This is a genomic window from Aeromonas dhakensis, from assembly GCF_002285935.1.
GTDB classification, from domain to species: domain Bacteria; phylum Pseudomonadota; class Gammaproteobacteria; order Enterobacterales; family Aeromonadaceae; genus Aeromonas; species Aeromonas dhakensis.
Genome location: NZ_CP023141.1, coordinates 2,566,772 through 2,584,349, shown reverse-complemented (window position 1 = coordinate 2,584,349; position 17,578 = coordinate 2,566,772). Strand labels below are relative to the sequence as shown.

The 17,578-nt window shown below is 59.2% G+C and carries 11 protein-coding genes; 2 read left to right on the top strand and 9 right to left on the bottom strand.

All coding sequences use genetic code 11. From position 1 onward, the window contains the following. Nucleotides 1–249: 249 nt before the first annotated feature. From CK627_RS12335 to mnmL, 6 genes are all read right to left on the bottom strand, one after another. On the bottom strand, nucleotides 250–2,175 hold the full coding sequence (locus CK627_RS12335; protein WP_095592472.1) for a bifunctional diguanylate cyclase/phosphodiesterase: 1,926 nt from the start codon (nucleotides 2,173–2,175) through the stop codon (nucleotides 250–252). 3 nt (nucleotides 2,176–2,178) lie between these two features. Next, entirely contained in the window at nucleotides 2,179–2,892 is a 714-nt protein-coding gene (locus CK627_RS12330; RefSeq protein WP_167385423.1) for a transglutaminase-like cysteine peptidase, read from the bottom strand. A 158-nt stretch (nucleotides 2,893–3,050) separates the two neighbouring features. After that, complete coding sequence (locus CK627_RS12325; RefSeq protein WP_017766672.1) at nucleotides 3,051–4,379, bottom strand: TolC family outer membrane protein; 1,329 nt, start codon at nucleotides 4,377–4,379, stop codon at nucleotides 3,051–3,053. Between the two features lie 35 nt (nucleotides 4,380–4,414). Then, nucleotides 4,415–5,833 (bottom strand): HlyD family type I secretion periplasmic adaptor subunit, encoded by a 1,419-nt coding sequence (locus CK627_RS12320; protein ID WP_095592471.1) that lies wholly within the window; start codon nucleotides 5,831–5,833, stop codon nucleotides 4,415–4,417. Next, the gene (locus tag CK627_RS12315; RefSeq protein ID WP_010633572.1) at nucleotides 5,826–7,970 is read right to left on the bottom strand and encodes a type I secretion system permease/ATPase; all 2,145 of its coding nucleotides are present in this window, start codon (nucleotides 7,968–7,970) and stop codon (nucleotides 5,826–5,828) included. Before CK627_RS12315 ends, CK627_RS12320 begins: the two co-directional genes overlap by 8 nt. Nucleotides 7,971–8,375: 405 nt before the next feature. Then, nucleotides 8,376–9,311 carry a tRNA modification radical SAM protein MnmL/YtqA gene (gene mnmL, locus CK627_RS12310; RefSeq protein ID WP_095592470.1) on the bottom strand — a complete coding sequence of 312 codons (936 nt, stop codon included), beginning with the start codon at nucleotides 9,309–9,311 and terminating at the stop codon, nucleotides 8,376–8,378. A 612-nt stretch (nucleotides 9,312–9,923) separates the two neighbouring features. Here mnmL and gltB point away from each other — a divergent pair. Together gltB and CK627_RS12300 are read left to right on the top strand one after the other, a co-directional pair. Further along, complete coding sequence (gene gltB, locus CK627_RS12305; protein WP_043171942.1) at nucleotides 9,924–14,381, top strand: glutamate synthase large subunit; 4,458 nt, start codon at nucleotides 9,924–9,926, stop codon at nucleotides 14,379–14,381. 12 nt (nucleotides 14,382–14,393) lie between these two features. Then, nucleotides 14,394–15,809, top strand: a complete 1,416-nt coding sequence (locus tag CK627_RS12300) for an FAD-dependent oxidoreductase (RefSeq protein ID WP_095592469.1) — start codon at nucleotides 14,394–14,396, stop codon at nucleotides 15,807–15,809. A 218-nt stretch (nucleotides 15,810–16,027) separates the two neighbouring features. Here the strand turns inward: CK627_RS12300 and CK627_RS12295 are convergent, their stop codons facing one another. From CK627_RS12295 to soxR, 3 genes are all read right to left on the bottom strand, one after another. Beyond that, nucleotides 16,028–16,438, bottom strand: coding sequence for a nuclear transport factor 2 family protein (locus CK627_RS12295; RefSeq protein WP_005302558.1), 411 nt, complete (start codon nucleotides 16,436–16,438; stop codon nucleotides 16,028–16,030). A 10-nt stretch (nucleotides 16,439–16,448) separates the two neighbouring features. Continuing rightward, nucleotides 16,449–17,027 (bottom strand): O-methyltransferase, encoded by a 579-nt coding sequence (locus CK627_RS12290; RefSeq protein ID WP_095592468.1) that lies wholly within the window; start codon nucleotides 17,025–17,027, stop codon nucleotides 16,449–16,451. A 68-nt stretch (nucleotides 17,028–17,095) separates the two neighbouring features. Further along, nucleotides 17,096–17,566, bottom strand: coding sequence for a redox-sensitive transcriptional activator SoxR (gene soxR, locus CK627_RS12285; RefSeq protein ID WP_095592467.1), 471 nt, complete (start codon nucleotides 17,564–17,566; stop codon nucleotides 17,096–17,098). Nucleotides 17,567–17,578: the final 12 nt, after the last annotated feature.

Sequence of the window (17,578 nt, the reverse complement as noted above, 5' to 3'; positions counted from 1 at the left end):
ACGGATCTCGATGTCTACACCATAGATGTCCGTGCTTCTTGCATCCGTTGCAAAAATGTATGGGATTCGTGTCAAAACAGGGGAGAGAAAATGTACGAAATCGAATGTTCTTTTTTATATCGTCAAATCAATCAGTTGCGAGACGCCAAATGAGGCCATCTAGCCTAATTAAGCTAAGAATAGACGGACTTATTAACTTTTCGAATAAAAAAGGGGCCCTTGTGGGCCCCCTGAAATGCTTGGTCATGCTCACGGCAACGGAAATGCCGGGTGTACAAAGCCCTGGTAACCATCGATATGAAGCTTTGAGAGCAACTCGACCTGGTGTTGATCTTCCACTCTGGTCGCAATGGTTGTAACGCCGGCATTGTGGGCAGCACGACATACCGCAGCCAAGAAGGAAGTATCAGCCCCAGGCTCCATGACCTGGCTGGTATAGCCGTGGTCAACCTTGACATAGGAAGGCGCAAGCTCCTCCAGATACCCCAGTGACTGGAAGTGGCGTCCATAATGATCCACCCCCCACTGAAAGTCATGCTCTTGCAAAGCATGAACCAGGGCTGTCACATGCTCCTTGTGCTTCATGATGGCGGCTTCTGGGATCTCGAACAGCAAGCGATCTTTCAATCCGGCATTGTCGCTCAGATAACCGGTCAGCCAAGTACGGAATTCATCTGAACAGAGCGAGCCGGCCGTAATATTGACCGCCAGGACCAAGTCTGGTTGCTGTTGCAACAATGAAACTGACGCATCCAGTATCGCCTGGTCAAACTCACCGCCCAGCTTGAACTGCTCGATGGCAGGCAGGAACTGGCCTGCGAAATAATCGGTACCATCGCGAGAGATGGAGGCAAACAGCTCTGCATGCATGCGCAGACCATTATCAAATCGGCAGGCTGGCTGCGCCTTGAAACGCCACAAATGCCGTGCAATCGCATCCTGAACCAGATCACGCCAGGCCAGGCGTCCCATCAACCCCTGATCTGTGCCCCCTTCCATCACCACGGCACCACGACGTTCATTGCGGGCCCTGCCCAGCGCATTGTCAGCCTTGGTCAGCAGAGCCGACAAATCATCGTTGCCATCACGGCCAGCAATACCAATGACGGACAAGGCGCCCCCCTCACCCATGGGATTTACCACCAGATCGGCGATGCGACTGTTGATCACTTCAGCCAAATCCTTCAATTGGGAAAGGTCATCTGTCGGGCACAACAGGGCATATTCCGTTGCCGAGATCCGCGCCACAGCAGAGCCATCCCACCCTTTCAATTGTTCTTTCAAAGCCTGGGCTATCGATTTGACCATGTTGTCACGCGCAGCAAATCCCTCTTCGCGGTACAGCTCGTCCAGCATGTCGACGGCAACCAGCATGACCCCCCCTTGACCAGCCTCTGCAATCCAGGCGTTGACCTGACCCACGAAATAAGCCCGGTTGCCCAAGCCGGAAACGGCGTCGACGTAGACCCGCTCCCGCAGTTTTTCAGCCTCGTCGGCCTGCTCTTTGAATTGCACGGCCAACTTGCTGGAGAGGGTGTTGATGGCCTGAACCACCTGTTTCAATTCATGGGTCTTGGGTTCGGGAATGGCATGACCAAAGTGATGCAGCTCTATCTCGACGGCCTGCTCACAAATCTGCTTGAGCGGCTTGAGCAGGTAGTTGAGTGCCCGCATGAGCAAGATGGTGGTGATCAGAAAACCTATCAGGAACCAGCTGGCAAGCTCACTCATTCCGCGCCACAACTCGTAATAGGCCTGGCCGGGATGGCCAACGACCTTCAATTTACCCAGTTGCAGCCAGCCCGACGTCAGGATCGACTCATTGGATACCTCGGGAAACAACCCAAGATTGATGAACCATTGGGGAACACCTTGAATGTTATTGGTATTTTCCTGCTCGATGACATCCTTGGAAGCCAGCAAGTCCAGACGGACCAGACGATAATATCCCCCGTCAAATATCGCCTGAATGACGGACTCAGCCCCCACCTTGTCACCATTTTCCAAATAAGGGGTCAGTGCCAGCCCCAGAGACGTGGCTGTATTGATGACGGTGGTTTCCTGCTGTTGGGCCAGATAGGTTCGAGTCGAGTTGAATTGCACCCAATAGGTAGCTGCAAACAACAACCCGAACAGGATCAACATGGTTGCCAATAATTGTCTGTAGAGCGTCATAGGTTAATCATCCAAATTCAACACAGGCTGAGCCAATCGCCCCGACGTCATGCGATTGCGTAAATCATTCCATAATCCCAGGCGAGAGGACTGTCCAGCCAGTTCCCCTTGACCACGCGCCTTCATCAACCACAAGTGACTACCGTTAAAGCTGTATATCGGCACCAGATCCCTACGTTGACTGGCAGGCCGGATCGACCCTATCAAATTATCCAAAATGACGGGCACCGCAGACGGTGTTTCATAGTAAGCGACGACCATATGAAACTGGTTGTAATCCAATGCCTTGACATAGACCATCCGCATCTTTTCATCCGGAACACCCAGCTCCAGCAGGGTAAAGTATTTTGAAATGCTGAAGTCTTCACAATCGCCACCAGCCGCTCCCAAAAACTCCAGCGGGGTTGCCCAGTAGTCTTTTTTTCGCCACAACTTGATGTCGTCGATAAACCGCATCTGGTTGAAAAACTGGTTAACCTTCTCCAGTTTCTGACGGTCGGTCAGGCCGGCAGCGCGGTTTTGCATTACCAGTGTGCGCCAGGTGGTAACCCGTTTGCCGGCTCTGACGCCGTAGGTCTCCTGAGCCCGTTGTACCAGTTTGAGATCTTCAGGGGTAAGAGGCTGGCTGGCGGAGAGCAGTAACGGCAGAGATATCAGCAGCAGCCAAAGTGACCAGCGAGCGCGCAGCAGCTGGGTCAAACCGGAGGTTGACGCCATGCCGATACTGCTTGCTCTATCCCATCCGGTCACATGCATCTTCGACAGATCCAATGGTACTCACTGCATTGGCCAGAGATGGCCGTCAGAGACAAGGGATGGCGGCAGCCCGGCTGCAACCATCCCTTTCACTCGCATCAAACCTGATGCGCACTCCATTACTGTTTGGCTTGCCAATCGGCCGGCTGCTTCACATTGAATGCGTTGAGCAGGCTGCCAGTGGCATTGAGGATCCGATAATCCGCAAACAGGGAGTCATACTCGGCTGTAATGTAGCTGCGGCGCGCTTCAAACAGTTCGTTTTCGGTGTTCAATACGTCCAACAAGGTACGTTGACCGAGACCAAACTGCTTCTTGTACGCCTGCACAGTGTCATAGCTTGCATCCACGTGTTCTTTCAGGAAGGTCTTCTGTTTAGCCAAAGACTCTTTTGCATTCCAGGCCAGGCGGGTTCCTTCCTCTACCTGACGGAAGGCATTCATGTGAATATCCTTGGCCTGGGAATAGAGTGCGGAAGTGGCCTTGCTCTGGGCCAGATCGGAACCACCGCGGAACAAGTTGTAGCGCATCCGAACCATGGCGGTCAGGTCATCGTTGCGCCCCTTGACGGCATCGATATCCTCGTTCCAGTTTTGATCCACTTCAAAGGTGACGTTGGGATAAAAACCGGATTTGGAACCCTCATGCTGGTACTTGGCGGCTTCGATATCCTGCAGGGAGGAGAGCAGCGTCGGGTGAACTTCGGTTGCCGTCTTCAGTGCAGCATCCAGGCTGCTAGGAATGAGCTGAGCATCCGGAACCGGCTGTACCAAATCTTTTGGCATCTCGTTGACCACCCGGATGAACTCACTTTCGGCATCGCGATAGTTGTTCTCGGCGGCAGCCTGGTTGGCATAGGCTCTGGCTACCCGACCATCGATCTGGGTCTGGTCAGCGGTTGAACCCAACCCCGAATCGGTCCGCTTGCTGATGTCGCTGCGGATCTGTTCGTGGGTTTCCAGGTTCTGCTTGGACAGCTCCAGGATCTCCTGCTGGCGCAGCATGTTGAGGTAGACCTCGGCCACCCGCAGTGCCGTGTTCTCCGCCTCGGAGATCATGGCCAGGCGCTGGGCATTGGCTTCGGCATCGGTACGAGCCACGTTGCTGCTGACGTTGAAGCCGTCGAACAACATCTGGCGCAGGCTGATACCGGCTTCTTTACGGGTCATGGAGTCATCGATGGTGGTCGAGTTTGCGCCGGCCGCACGGGTGGTCGGGCTGTCAGTCTTCTCGTAGCCGACACCGCCACGCAGATCGATGGTGGGGTAGTAACCCCCTTTGGCCCCATCATGCTGATACAGTCGCGCCTGATAGAGATCAAAAGCTTCCTTGATTTTGGGATGGGTAGCCAATGACTGTGCCACTGACTCCTCCAGTGTTTGTGCCTGGCTTAGGCCCGGGAACAGCACGGCGCCACTTACTAACATGGCAACAATCGTCTTCTTCATGGTATCTCCAGTCATGTTGTTTTTAGATTGTTGGCTTATCGTTCTCTCAGTGCCGACTGCTTTGCCCGTAATATCGGCTTAAGCAAATAGTCTAGGACACTTTTTTTACCAGTAATAATATCTGTACTGGCTAACATACCGGGGATGATGGGAAGTGCGTTAAGCTCATCGCCCAAGTAACTCTTCTCGGTGCGCACTCGAACCAGGTAGAAGGAATTGCCATCTTCATCCTGAATTGAGTCGGCACTTATCTGCTCAACCTTGCCATGCAATCCACCATAAATGGTGAAGTCATAGGCAGTGATCTTGACCACGGCTTCCAGCCCCGGTCGCAGGAATGCGATATCTTTCGGCGACACTTTGGCTTCGACCAGCAGGGTGTCTTCCAGCGGTACTATCTCCATCAGATCCATGCCGGGCTGGACGACGCCACCCAGGGTATTGATCTTGAGCTTCTTGATAGTGCCTTTGAGCGGGGCGATGACGCTGGTGCGATCCACCCGGTCACGCAATCCTACCTGCCCCTCGGACAACTGGCTCAGTTTGCCCTGCCGCTCGTTGAGTTCGGTTTGCGAATCGGCCCGAAACTTCAGCGCAATATCGTTGCGCTTGGAAATGGTTTCCCGCAATACGGAGTCAAGCTTGGGGATCAGCAGCCTATTGCTCTCAAGCTCCCCCTGCATCTCGTTGACCTGGCGCTCCAGCTTGATCAACTCAACCTGGGGCACGATCCCCTCTTTGGCCAGGGGACGGCTGATATTGAGCTCCTGGCGCGCCAGATCCACACTGCGTGCCACCGTCCTTATCTTGGCATTGAGCTCTATGGTCTCCTGCTCTTTCTGCTCGATCTGCTGACCCAGAATATAGAGCTGGTTGCTCAGGTTGTTGAGGCGCTCATTCTGCACCGACTTTTCCCGTGTCGCATATTCGGCAAACACGTTCTCATAACCGTCCGGAAAAACGATGGGCTGCTTTTCAACCACCACCTGTTCACGCCAACCCAGATTGGGGCCGGTCTTGACCACCACGCTCTGGATCTCCGCCCGCAATCTGGCGATGTCCCCCTTGAGGGTCACCAGCTCCTGCTCGCGCTCCCGAAAGTCGGAACGGAAACGGGTATCATCGATGCGCAGCAGTGGCTGCCCTTTCTCGACGATGTCCCCTTCCTTCACGAAGATCTCCTTGACGATCCCCCCCTCTAGGTTCTGGATCACCTGCAGCTGGCGCGACGGGATTACCTTGCCCTGGCCGACGGTCACCTCATCGAGCTCGGCCCAGGCCGCCCAGACGATGGCACTCATGAAAAACAGGAAACAGGCCCACAGCAGAGCACGCGCCCGGGTCGGTGTACTCAGCAAGACGGCGGCCGCACCGTCATCCACAAACTCAAGGTGTTCCGGAGCCGGCAGCACAGTATCGGAAGGCGCCTTCTTGAACAGGCCAAACTTAGCCATTGGAGGCCTCCTGTACGCGCACCTTGCCCTCTTTCAGCTGTTGCAACACCATTTCCTTCGGACCATCGGCCACCACCTGGCCCTGCTCGATCACGATGACCCGTGAGGCTACGTCAAGCATGGTGGTTTTGTGGGTGATGACGATCAGGGTCGTTTCCGGCCCAAGTCTGGCCAGCTCATGCTTGACCTGCATCTCCGACTGGTTATCCATGTTGGAGGTCGGTTCGTCCATCACCAGTATGGGGGGGTCATTGAGCAAGGCCCGGGCCAGCAAGATGGCCTGACGCTGGCCACCGGAGAGCTGACGACCCCCTTCCCCTATCTGTCTATCCAGCCCATTGGGATCCCGGTTGGTGAAGTTGGTCACACCGGCCCGCTTGGCAGCCCGCATGACTCGCACATCATCCACCAGCGGATTGCCCAGCATGATGTTGTCGCGTACCGAGCCAAAAAACAGGGTCACATCCTGTGGCACACAGCCTATATTGCGGCGGATCACCGAGGCCGGCAGCTGATCGAGTTCAAAACCATCGAGCCGTACCGAGCCGTCGGTGGGCCGATAGAGGCCCATCAAAATCTTCTCGAGAGTCGTCTTGCCCGCCCCGATCCGGCCAATGATGGCCACCTTCTCACCCGGCTCGATGCGCAGGTTGATATTGTGCAGGGTGCTGGTTTCCATCCCGGGATACTTGAACGACACCTTGTCAAACTCGATCCGACCGGAGATCACGGGATGGTGGATGTACTGCTTGCCCTCCTCCTGCTCGCCCGGCGTGATCATGATCTTCTCCAGGATTTCCAATGCGGACTTGGCCTGGTTGTAGCGGGTCGAGAGAACCGACAGCTGTACCATGGGCGCGATGGCGCGGCTCGACAGCATGACGGCGGCAATCATGCCCCCCATGGTGACCAGCCCTTCCGAGATCTGGTAAACCCCGACAATCACCAGTGCCACCGTCACCACCTGCTGGATGTAGCTGGCCAGCGACGACATGGAGTTGGTGATGCGGCGGGTCTGTACGCCCCAGGTCGAAATGTGGGACACGGCCTGCTCCCAGCGGTGCTGGAACATGCTCTCGGCGCCAAAGATTTTCACGGTTTCGAGGCCCGAGATGCTCTCGATCAGGTTGGCGTTTTTCTGGGAAGCCAGCCGTGAGCCCTCTTCAATGGACTGCTTGAGTGGCGCCTGGATATAGAAGCTGTAAATGATGAGGATCACCATGGCCACGATGGGCACTACCACCATGACGCCGGCAAAGATCCAGATGATGAACAGGAAGAAGATGGCAAAGGGCAGATCGATGAGGGTAGATACCGTCGCGGAAGTGAAAAACTCCCGCACCGATTCAAACTCCTGCAGATGCTTGGCAAAGGCGCCGGTCGACGCAGGGCGCGACTCCATCCGCATCCCCATCACCTTGGCAAAGATCTTGGCAGACAGCAGCACATCGGACTTTTTGCCGGCGATGTCGATGAAGTAACTGCGCAGTTGGCGCATCACGAAGTCAAAAGTGAATACCACCATGGCGCCGACCGCCAGCACCCAGAGCGAATCAAACGCCAGGTTGGGCACTATCTTGTCGTAGACGTTCATGGTGAACAGAGGGCTTGCGACGGCAAACAGGTTGATGAGGATGGAGGCGACCAGCACATCCCGATAGATGCCGCGGGATTCGAGCAGGGTGCTCCAGAACCAGTGACCATCGCGGGTCTCCAGCACCTTGGGTGAACGCTCATCGAACTTGAACTGCTTTTTGACAAAAAACAGTCGCCCCAGATACTCATCACCCAGTTGAGATGCACTCAGCCACTGGGCCGCATCCCCCGCCTGAGGAAAGATCACCTTGCCCTGGGTTCTGTCTTCGTTCCACTCCAATAGAATGCAGGCGCCGCCGTTGCGCATCTGCAGCACGCAGGGCAGCAACAGGGGGGAGATCTCGTCGAGAGACTGGATGACTTCCCGGGCGGACAAGCCACCCCGCTCGGCGGCACGGCCGAACAGATTGGGCGTCAGCAGACCGGACACCAGTGGCAGGCCGGTGGTGAGAGCATCCTTGCTGTTGGGTACCCCATAAAAGCGGGTCAGAAAGACCAGGCACTCCAACAACTCGTCAATACGGTTAGTTTCTGCTTGCATAGCATCCTGTCACTGCATGATTGGGCCGGCTGTCTCGCCATACCGATATTCAAGCCTCACGGGCGTTGTTGGCGCAGACATGCCCGTGACATAAAGAACAGCGCTCCCTCGAAAAAGGAGCTACAGCCTGATACACACTAAAAGCACAGGTACCTGACACTGGATGTCATCGACAGACCTGAACGGCATTATGCCCAAAGCGGGGACGGCAGGTCAGGCTGTTGATCGCGACACAGGGTGGCGCCATGCCCGATATATCCCGTCCAAATTGGAAATAATACAAGCTTATTGATAATGATATCTTTTTCAAGCCAAGTACTATATCAAGACAATTTTACCGAAACTATACCGCAAAGACTGAATTTCATCTAATAACCCACTGTTTTTTTAATGAAATCTGACGACCTAATCAATATTGCCCACAAGGGAAAACGGGCGCCCCAACGCCTGCCCCTGAGGACCGGTGCGGGCCAGCGCACTAGCAATATCGGCCATCGCTGTCCAGCGGTTCTCGCACCAGGCAGGGGCCAGCAGGGTTGGCCGGCGCGCTGAAGCCGAGATGCGGTGATACACCACTTCGGGGGGGGTGTGCTGGATCATGGCGACTGCCGCCTCGACATACTGCTCCAGACTCAAGACATCGAGCCTCCCCGCCAGCCAGGCCTTGCCGAGGGTGCTGCCCTCCACCACGTGCAGCGGGTGAAGCTTGATCCCCTCCACGCCGGTATCCACGATACGGTGCAGGGTATCCAGGCTGTCCATCGGCACCTCACCGGGCAAACCTACGATGAGGTGGGCACACACCTTGATGCCCCGCTGATGGGCCCGGGTCACCGCATCCACATAGGCGGCGTAGCCGTGGCCCCGGTTGATGCGCTGCAGCGTCTTGTCGTTGGCGCTCTGCAGCCCCAGTTCCAGCCACACCTCGTAACCCCAGGCCTGATAACCAGCCAGCAGGTCCAGCACCGCATCCGGCACGCAATCTGGGCGCGTCCCCACACACAAGCCCACCATGTCGCTCACCGACAACGCCTCTTCATACATGCGCTGCAGGTACTCCACTTCGGCATAGGTGCTGGTATAGGCCTGAAAATAGGCGAGATAGCGCTTGGCGCGGGTGACTTCGTCCCGACGAGCCAGCAGTTGCTGCACCACGGAGAGCTGCTGGGCCGATTCGTCGGCAAAGGAGGAGACATTGCAGAAGGTGCAGCCACCACGCCCCAGAGTGCCATCACGATTGGGGCAGGTGAAGGCGCCGTGAATGGAAAGCTTGTGGATCTTCTGGCCATGGCGCTGCTTGAGATCCTGGCCGAATGTATTGACGAGTTCGTGTAACTGCATGACACCTCCAGTAAAGGAGCGTCATTGTACGAGCTTGCCCGTACGGGGCGCTGCGCTGGATCAAGGGATACGAGAGTCAGAAAACATATAAATATTCACCAATAACAGGATAAATATCAGTTAACCGGACATTCTCGACGCTTTCGAGACCCATCCCCCTTCTGACCAGCCTTCAGCATGGCGGCATAATTGTTAGCTAACATTCTGTTGAATAATGAAAATTTTTCTTTAGACGGGGATTTGGCAAATGCAAGACATTCACATCAGTAATGTGATCTCAACCAGCCACTCCGGCAGTGAATTGGTAAATTTACTACAAACACCCACACCCACCGAGTCAACCAACAAAACCCGACACATCAGGATTTAATCTCGCAAAAATAAAAAACACCAGAGCAATAGCCAATTACCACCCCATTTATCCTCGCGCATCGAGATTTTGTTATGACATTGTAATAATGAAAACAGCCGGGATGTCCAATTGACCTTGCCGAAAAATCCCATTAGTTTGGAGATTCGCCACCTCAGGCGGACGGAACCACAAGAGCCAATCGCAATTTATGCAGTCTGTTGACGACAGCGCGATGCAAGGCCGAGCAAGGGAGAAATGCAATGTCACTATATGATCCAAAGCTGGAGAGGGATAACTGTGGCTTCGGCCTGTTGGCCCACATGGAAGGTGAAGCCAGCCACAAGCTTGTCCGTCTCGCGATGTCAGCATTGGCTCGCATGCAGCACCGCGGCGGTATCTCCGCCGATGGCAAGACCGGCGACGGCTGCGGTCTGTTGCTGCAAAAACCCGACAGCTTCTTTAGAGCGGTCGCAGAAGAGAAGGGATGGCACCTGGGCCGCAACTACGCGGTCGGCATGCTGTTCCTCAACCCCGATCCCATCCTGGCCCAGGCCACGCGCGACATCATCGACGAAGAGCTGGAAAAGGAGACTCTGAGTCTGGTCGGCTGGCGCAAGGTGCCCATCGATACCAACGTACTCGGCTCCATCGCCAAGGCGTCCCTGCCCAGCATCGAACAGGTCTTTGTCAACGCCCCGCCTGGCTGGGTCGACAAGGATCTCGAGCGCCGCCTCTACATCGTGCGCCGCCGCATCGAGAAGCGCATCAGCGACGACTACTTCTATGTGGTCAGCCTCTCCAACCTGGTCACCGTCTACAAAGGGCTGTGCATGCCGGTGGACCTGCCGCGCTTCTATCTGGATCTCGCCGACATCCGCATGCAGGCGGCCATCTGCGTGTTCCACCAGCGCTTCTCCACCAACACCAGCCCACGCTGGCCGCTGGCGCAACCGTTCCGCTATCTGGCCCACAACGGCGAGATCAACACCATCGCCGGCAACCGCCAATGGGCCAAAGCGCGCAGCTACAAGTTTGCCACCCCGCTCATCCCGGATCTGCAGGAAGCCGCCCCCTTCGTCAACACCACGGGGTCGGACTCCTCCAGCCTCGACAACATGCTGGATCTGTTCCTAGCCGGCGGCATGGACCTGTTCCGCGCCATGCGCCTGCTGATCCCGCCTGCGTGGCAGAAGCACCCCAACATGGATGACGACCTGCGCGCCTTCTACGACTTCAACTCCATGCACATGGAGCCCTGGGACGGCCCGGCCGGCATCGTCATGACCGACGGCCGCTACGCCACCTGCGCGCTCGACAGAAACGGCCTGCGCCCGGCCCGCTACGTCATCACCAAGGACAAGTTCATCACGCTGGCCTCCGAAGTGGGCACCTGGGACTACACCCCGGACGAGGTGCTGGAGAAGGGCCGGGTCGGCCCGGGCGAACTGTTCGTGGTGGATACCAGCAACGGCAAGATCTGGACCAGCTTCGAGATCGACGACGACCTCAAGAGTCGCCACACCTACAAACAGTGGATGGACAAGCACTGCAAGCGGCTGGTGCCGTTCGAGCAGATGGATGACGCCAGCACCGGCGCCCGCGAATTCTCCGACGATCAGCTGAAAACCTATCAGAAGCTGTTCGGCTACTCCTATGAGGAGCTGGATCAGATCATCCGGGTACTGGGTGAAAACGGCCAGGAAGCGGTGGGCTCCATGGGGGATGACACCCCGATGGCGGTGCTCTCCTCCAGCCAGCGCACCCTGTACGACTACTTCCGCCAGATGTTCGCCCAGGTGACCAACCCGCCCATCGATCCGCTGCGGGAGAACCACGTGATGTCGCTGGCCACCTGTATCGGCCGCGAGCAGAACGTGTTCAACGAGACCTTCGGCCACGCCCACCGGGTGTTGTTCCAGTCGCCTATCCTGCTCTACTCCGACTTCCACCAGCTGTTGGCCCTGGAAGGGGAGCACTATCGCCATCAGGTGATCAGCCTCAACTTCAGACCCGAAGAGGGGCTGGAAGCGGCCATCCTGCGCGTCTGTGAAGAGGCCAAGGCGGCCGCCAAGGCTGGTACCGTGCTGCTAGTGCTCTCGGATCGGGACGTCACTGCCGACACCCTGCCCATCCCGGCCGCCATGGCGGTAGGGGCGGTGCAGCGCACCCTGGTGGACAACAACCTGCGCTGCGACGCCAACATCCTGGTGGAGACCGCCAGCGTGCGCGACCCGCACCACTTCTCGGTGCTGCTGGGCTTTGGCGCCACCGCCATCTACCCCTACCTCGCCTACGAGACCCTCGCCAAGCAGGTAGAAGAGGGCGTGCTCAAGATGAGCCTGCGCCAGGCCATGCTCAACTACCGCAACGGCATCAACAAGGGGCTCTACAAGGTGATGTCCAAGATGGGCATCAGCACGGTGGCCAGCTACCGCTGCTCCCAGTTGTTTGAGGCGGTGGGCCTCTCTAGGGCTGTGGTCGAGATGTGTTTTCACGGCGTATCGAGCCGCATCCAGGGTGCCGACTTTGCCGACATCCAGCAGGATCAGTTCAATTTGGCCCGTCAGGCCTGGCTGGCCCGCAAGGCCCTCACTCAGGGCGGCCTGCTCAAATTCGTCCACGGCGGCGAGTACCACACCTACAACCCGGACGTGGTGCAGACCCTGCAGACCGCGGTGCGCTCCGGCAACTATGCCGATTACAAGGAGTACGCCCGTCTGGTGAACGAGCGGCCGGTCGCCACCCTGCGAGATCTGCTCACCCTGAAGAAGGTCGACAACCCGGTGGCGCTGGAACAGGTGGAGCCTGCGGCCAAGCTGTTCCCCCGCTTCGACTCCGCCGCCATGTCCATCGGCGCGCTGGGCCCGGAAGCCCACGAGGCGCTGGCGGTGGCCATGAACCGCCTCGGCGGTCAGAGCAACTCCGGCGAAGGCGGTGAAGATCCCAAGCGCTTCGGTACCGAGAAGAATTCGCGCATCAAGCAGGTGGCCTCGGGGCGCTTTGGCGTCACCCCCCACTACCTGATGAACGCCGACGTGGTGCAGATCAAGGTGGCCCAGGGCGCCAAGCCCGGCGAAGGGGGCCAGCTGCCCGGTGACAAGGTGACGGCCCAGATCGCCAAGCTACGTTACTCCGTGCCCGGCGTGACCCTGATCTCGCCGCCGCCCCACCACGACATCTACTCCATCGAGGATCTGGCCCAGCTCATCTTCGACATCAAGCAGATCAACCCGAACTGCCTGGTGTCGGTCAAGCTGGTCTCCGAGCCCGGCGTCGGCACCATCGCCTGCGGCGTGGCCAAGGCCTATGCGGACTTCATCACCGTCTCCGGCTACGACGGCGGCACCGGTGCAAGCCCCCTCACCTCGGTCAAGTACGCCGGTTCCCCCTGGGAGCTGGGGCTGGCCGAAACCCAGCAGGCCCTGGTCGCCAACGGCCTGCGCCACAAGGTGCGGTTGCAGGTGGACGGTGGCCTCAAGACGGGTCTGGACATCATCAAGGCGGCCATCCTCGGCGCCGAAAGCTTCGGCTTCGGCACCGGCCCCATGGTGGCGCTCGGCTGCAAATACCTGCGCATCTGTCACCTGAACAACTGCGCCACCGGCGTCGCCACCCAGGATGAGAAGCTGCGCCGCGAGCACTTCACCGGTCTGCCGGAGATGGTGATGAACTACTTCAAGTTCATCGCCGAGGAGACTCGCGAGCTGATGGCCCAGCTTGGTGTCACCCAGCTCACCGACCTGATTGGCCGTACCGATCTGCTGGAGGCCCTGCCCGGCCTCACCGCCCGTCAGGCCAAGCTGGACTTGTCCGGCATCCTGGCCCGTCCGGTAGCACCGGAAGGCTCCAGCCTGTTCAGCCAGCAGCACAACCCCACCTTCGACAAGGGGCCGCTCAACCTCAAGATGGTGGAAGACCTGCTGGAGGCGGTCGAGAACATGAGTGGCGGCGAGTTCCGCTACGACATCCGCAACACCGACCGCTCGGTGGGGGCGCGTCTGTCCGGCGAGATCGTCAAGCGCCACGGCAACCAGGGGATGGCGGCCGATCCGGTCAAGGTGCACTTCAACGGTACCGCCGGCCAGAGCTTCGGCGTCTGGAACGCCGGCGGCCTCGAGATGATCCTCACCGGGGATGCCAACGACTACGTGGGCAAGGGGATGACCGGCGGCAAGCTGGTGATCAAGCCCCACGTCGGCGTGGCGTTCAAGTCCCACGAGGCGGCCATCATCGGCAACACCTGTCTCTACGGCGCTACCGGCGGCAAGCTCTATGCAGCAGGCACCGCCGGCGAGCGCTTCGCGGTGCGTAACTCAGGGGCCCTCGCGGTAGTCGAGGGCATTGGCGACAACGGCTGTGAATACATGACAGGCGGTATCGTCACCGTGCTCGGCGAGACCGGCGTCAACTTCGCGGCGGGCATGACCGGGGGCTTTGCCTACGTGCTCGACGAGTGCGGCAGCTTCGCCAAGCGCACCAACCCCGAGCTGGTTGAACTGCTGGATGTGGCGGATCTTGCCATCCACCAGGAGCACCTGCGCGGCATCATCACGGCGCACCTCAACGAAACCGGCAGCTCGCGCGCCGAGGAGATCCTGGCCAATTTCGACTCCTATGTGCCCAAGTTCAGGCTGATCAAACCCAAGTCCAGCGACGTCAAGTCCCTGTTGGGTCACACCAGCCGTTCCAGTGCAGAACTCAGAATCCAGGCGCAATAAGGAGGGAACCCTATGAGCCAGAACGTATTCCAGTTTATCGACGTCCAGCGGGTCGACCCGCCCAAGAAGCCGCTCAAGATCCGCAAGATCCAGTTCGTGGAGATCTACGAGTCCTTCAACCAGGCCCAGGTCGGCATGCAGGCGGATCGCTGCCTCGACTGCGGCAACCCCTATTGCGAGTGGAAATGCCCGGTGCACAACTACATCCCCAACTGGCTGAAACTGGCCAACGAGGGGCGCATCCTGGAGGCGGTGGAGCTCTCCCACCAGACCAACAGCCTGCCGGAGGTGTGCGGCCGGGTCTGCCCGCAGGATCGTCTGTGCGAGGGTGCCTGCACCCTCAACGACAGATTCGGTGCCGTAACCATCGGCAACATCGAAAAATACATCACCGACAAGGCGTTCGAGATGGGCTGGCGCCCTGATCTCTCCAAGGTGGTCAAGACCGGCAAGCGGGTCGCCATCATCGGCGCCGGTCCCGCAGGCCTCGCCTGTGCCGACGTGCTGGCGCGCAATGGCGTGACCCCGGTGGTGTTCGACAAGTACCCGGAGATAGGCGGCCTGCTCACCTTCGGCATCCCCTCCTTCAAGCTGGAAAAAGAGGTGATGCAGCGCCGGCGCGAGATCTTCGAGGGGATGGGGGTGGAGTTTCGCCTCGAGACCGAAGTGGGCCGTGACGTCACCTTCGCCGACCTGCTTGGCGAGTTCGATGCGGTCTTCCTCGGGGTCGGTACCTACAAGTACATGAAGGGCGGCTTTGCCAACGAAGAGGCGCCGGGGGTTTACGACGCCCTGCCCTACCTCATCTCCAACGCCAACCGCTTGCTGGGCTTCGAGAAGGCGCAGAGCGACTACATCGATTTTGCCGGCAAGCAGGTGGTGGTGCTGGGGGGTGGTGACACCGCCATGGACTGCGTGCGCACCGCCATCCGCCAGGGGGCCGATCGGGTGATCTGCGCCTACCGCCGGGATGCCGAGAACATGCCAGGCTCCAAGCGGGAGGTGAAGAACGCCCAGGAGGAAGGGGTGGAATTCATGTTCAACCTCCAGCCCATCGCCGTGGAGCTGGACGCCCATGGCCGCACCTGCGGCATCAAGGTGGTGAGCACCGCGCTCGGTGAGCCCGATGCCAACGGTCGCCGCAATCCTGTCGTGATCGAAGGCTCCGAGCAGGTGCTGGCTGCCGATGCGGTGGTGATGGCGTTCGGCTTCCAGCCCAACCCCCAGCCCTGGATGGCGGAGTACGGCATCGAGCTCGACGGCCGGGATCGCATCAAGGCGCCGGAGCAGGCCGAGTATGCCTTCCAGACCAGCAACCCCAAGGTGTTCGCCGGTGGTGACGCGGTGCGCGGCTCAGATCTGGTGGTCACCGCCATCTACGAGGGTCGCAAGGCCGCCGAAGGGATCATGGACTATCTGGCCGTGTAAGCGGCCATCCCAAGACCAACCCAAGCAAACAGCCCCGCTTATGCGGGGCTGCTGTTTTATGTTTGCCGCAAACCGCGATGCAATACCGGGAACACCCTAGCCAGGTCATGTCGATGAGGCGCCTGGAGATCATGAAAAAGGGGACATGAGGCAGGCGGCGAGATGGTTACGGCACATCATGAACGACTCCGCTGGCGGTAGCGCGCCAGCGGAGGGGATCAGGCGGGTTGCGGCTCCCGTGGAATGGTGGTGACCCAGTGACGACGCCAGTGCGGCGCCTCGTAGAGATCGGGCCAGAACTCGGTCTGGTGCCAGATGGCATTGCCGCGCACCGTGTGAAAGGTGATGGCACGGGCCTCCACCTCGCCATCGGTGATCAGCACTTCGGTCACCACTTCCCGCCCCTGCTCCAGCAGGCGGACGACGTCGAAGTTCCAGGGGCCGGCCGCCGGATAGCGCCGGTTGATCTCGACGAAGTTGCAGCGCCCTTCTATTCGCTCCCCCGACTGGGGCCAGTCGCAGATGAAATCTTCGCACAGCCAGCGGGCTGCCTTGGCAAAATCATTGCTCTGCATGGCTTGCCAGTAGGCCTCCACCACCGCTCTTGGTTCCATGGTCTTGTTTTCCATGCCAGCCCTCCTACAGACACACCACCAGCCACTCCCCCTTGCCCACCGGCACCAGCGAGGTCGCAAAGGCCGGATCCTGCTCCACCTCTGCCATCCACTCGGCCAGCTCCTCGCGATGGGAGACGGCATTGTCCACCACCAGCAGGCCGCGGGGGGCCAGCAGGCGCCGGATCTCGGGCCACCAGGCCTGGTAGTGGCGGCGATCGGAGTCGAGGAAGATGAGCTGATAAGCGGCCTTCGGCAGGGTGGGCAGCAGCGTGCCTGCGTCCCCTGCCAGCTGCTCAATCCAGGGGGCGAGCCCGGCGCACTCAAAATTGGCGGCCGCCATGGCCCGTTTGCCCTCGTCAAGCTCTATGGTGGTGACCCGCCCCCCCAGCCGTTTCGCCGCTTCAGCCAGCCAGAGGGTGGAGTAGCCGTTGGAGGTGCCTATCTCCAGCACCGCATCGGCCCCCCTGGTCTGTACCAGCACCGCCAGCAGCTCGCCGGTGTCGCGGGTAATGTTGAGCATCTTGCTGCCACGGGAGTGTTGTGCGCCGTCGTGCCGCTCGCCAAACAGCTCCAACTCCCGTTTCAGTTGTTCCAGTGCCATGTCTCCTCCTTGACGGTGTAAACGAGTCGGCCCGGTGCATGGAATGGCTGGGCCGACCCCGATGTTCATCATGTGGCTGCCTGTTCGTCATCCGGGGGCGTATCCCCCAGCAGGTAGCGAGGGCCGCTGCCAAGGGCGGCGGCCTGATCATCCGGATTGTAAAGTGCGCAGTGCTCGAGGGAGAGGCAGCCACAGCCGACACAGGCGCCGAGCGTCTCCTTGAGCTGCTGCAGGGCCGCGATGCGCCGATCGAGCAGCCCCTGCCACTGACCGGCAATCCCGACCCAGTCGCTGCGATCCGGGGTGCGCCCCTCGGGCAGGCCAGTCAGGGCCTCGCCTATCTCGCCAAGGCTCAGCCCCATGCCCTGCGCCACCCGGATGAAGGCGATGCGACGCAGCACATCCTGCGGATAGAGCCGCTGTCCCCCGTCGCTGCGCACGCTGCGGATCAGCCCCTTCTGCTCGTAAAAGCGCAGGGCGCTGGCCTTGACGCCGGAGCGTTTGGCTATCTGGCCGATGGCCAGCCATTTGCGTTCCATCGCCACGCTTGA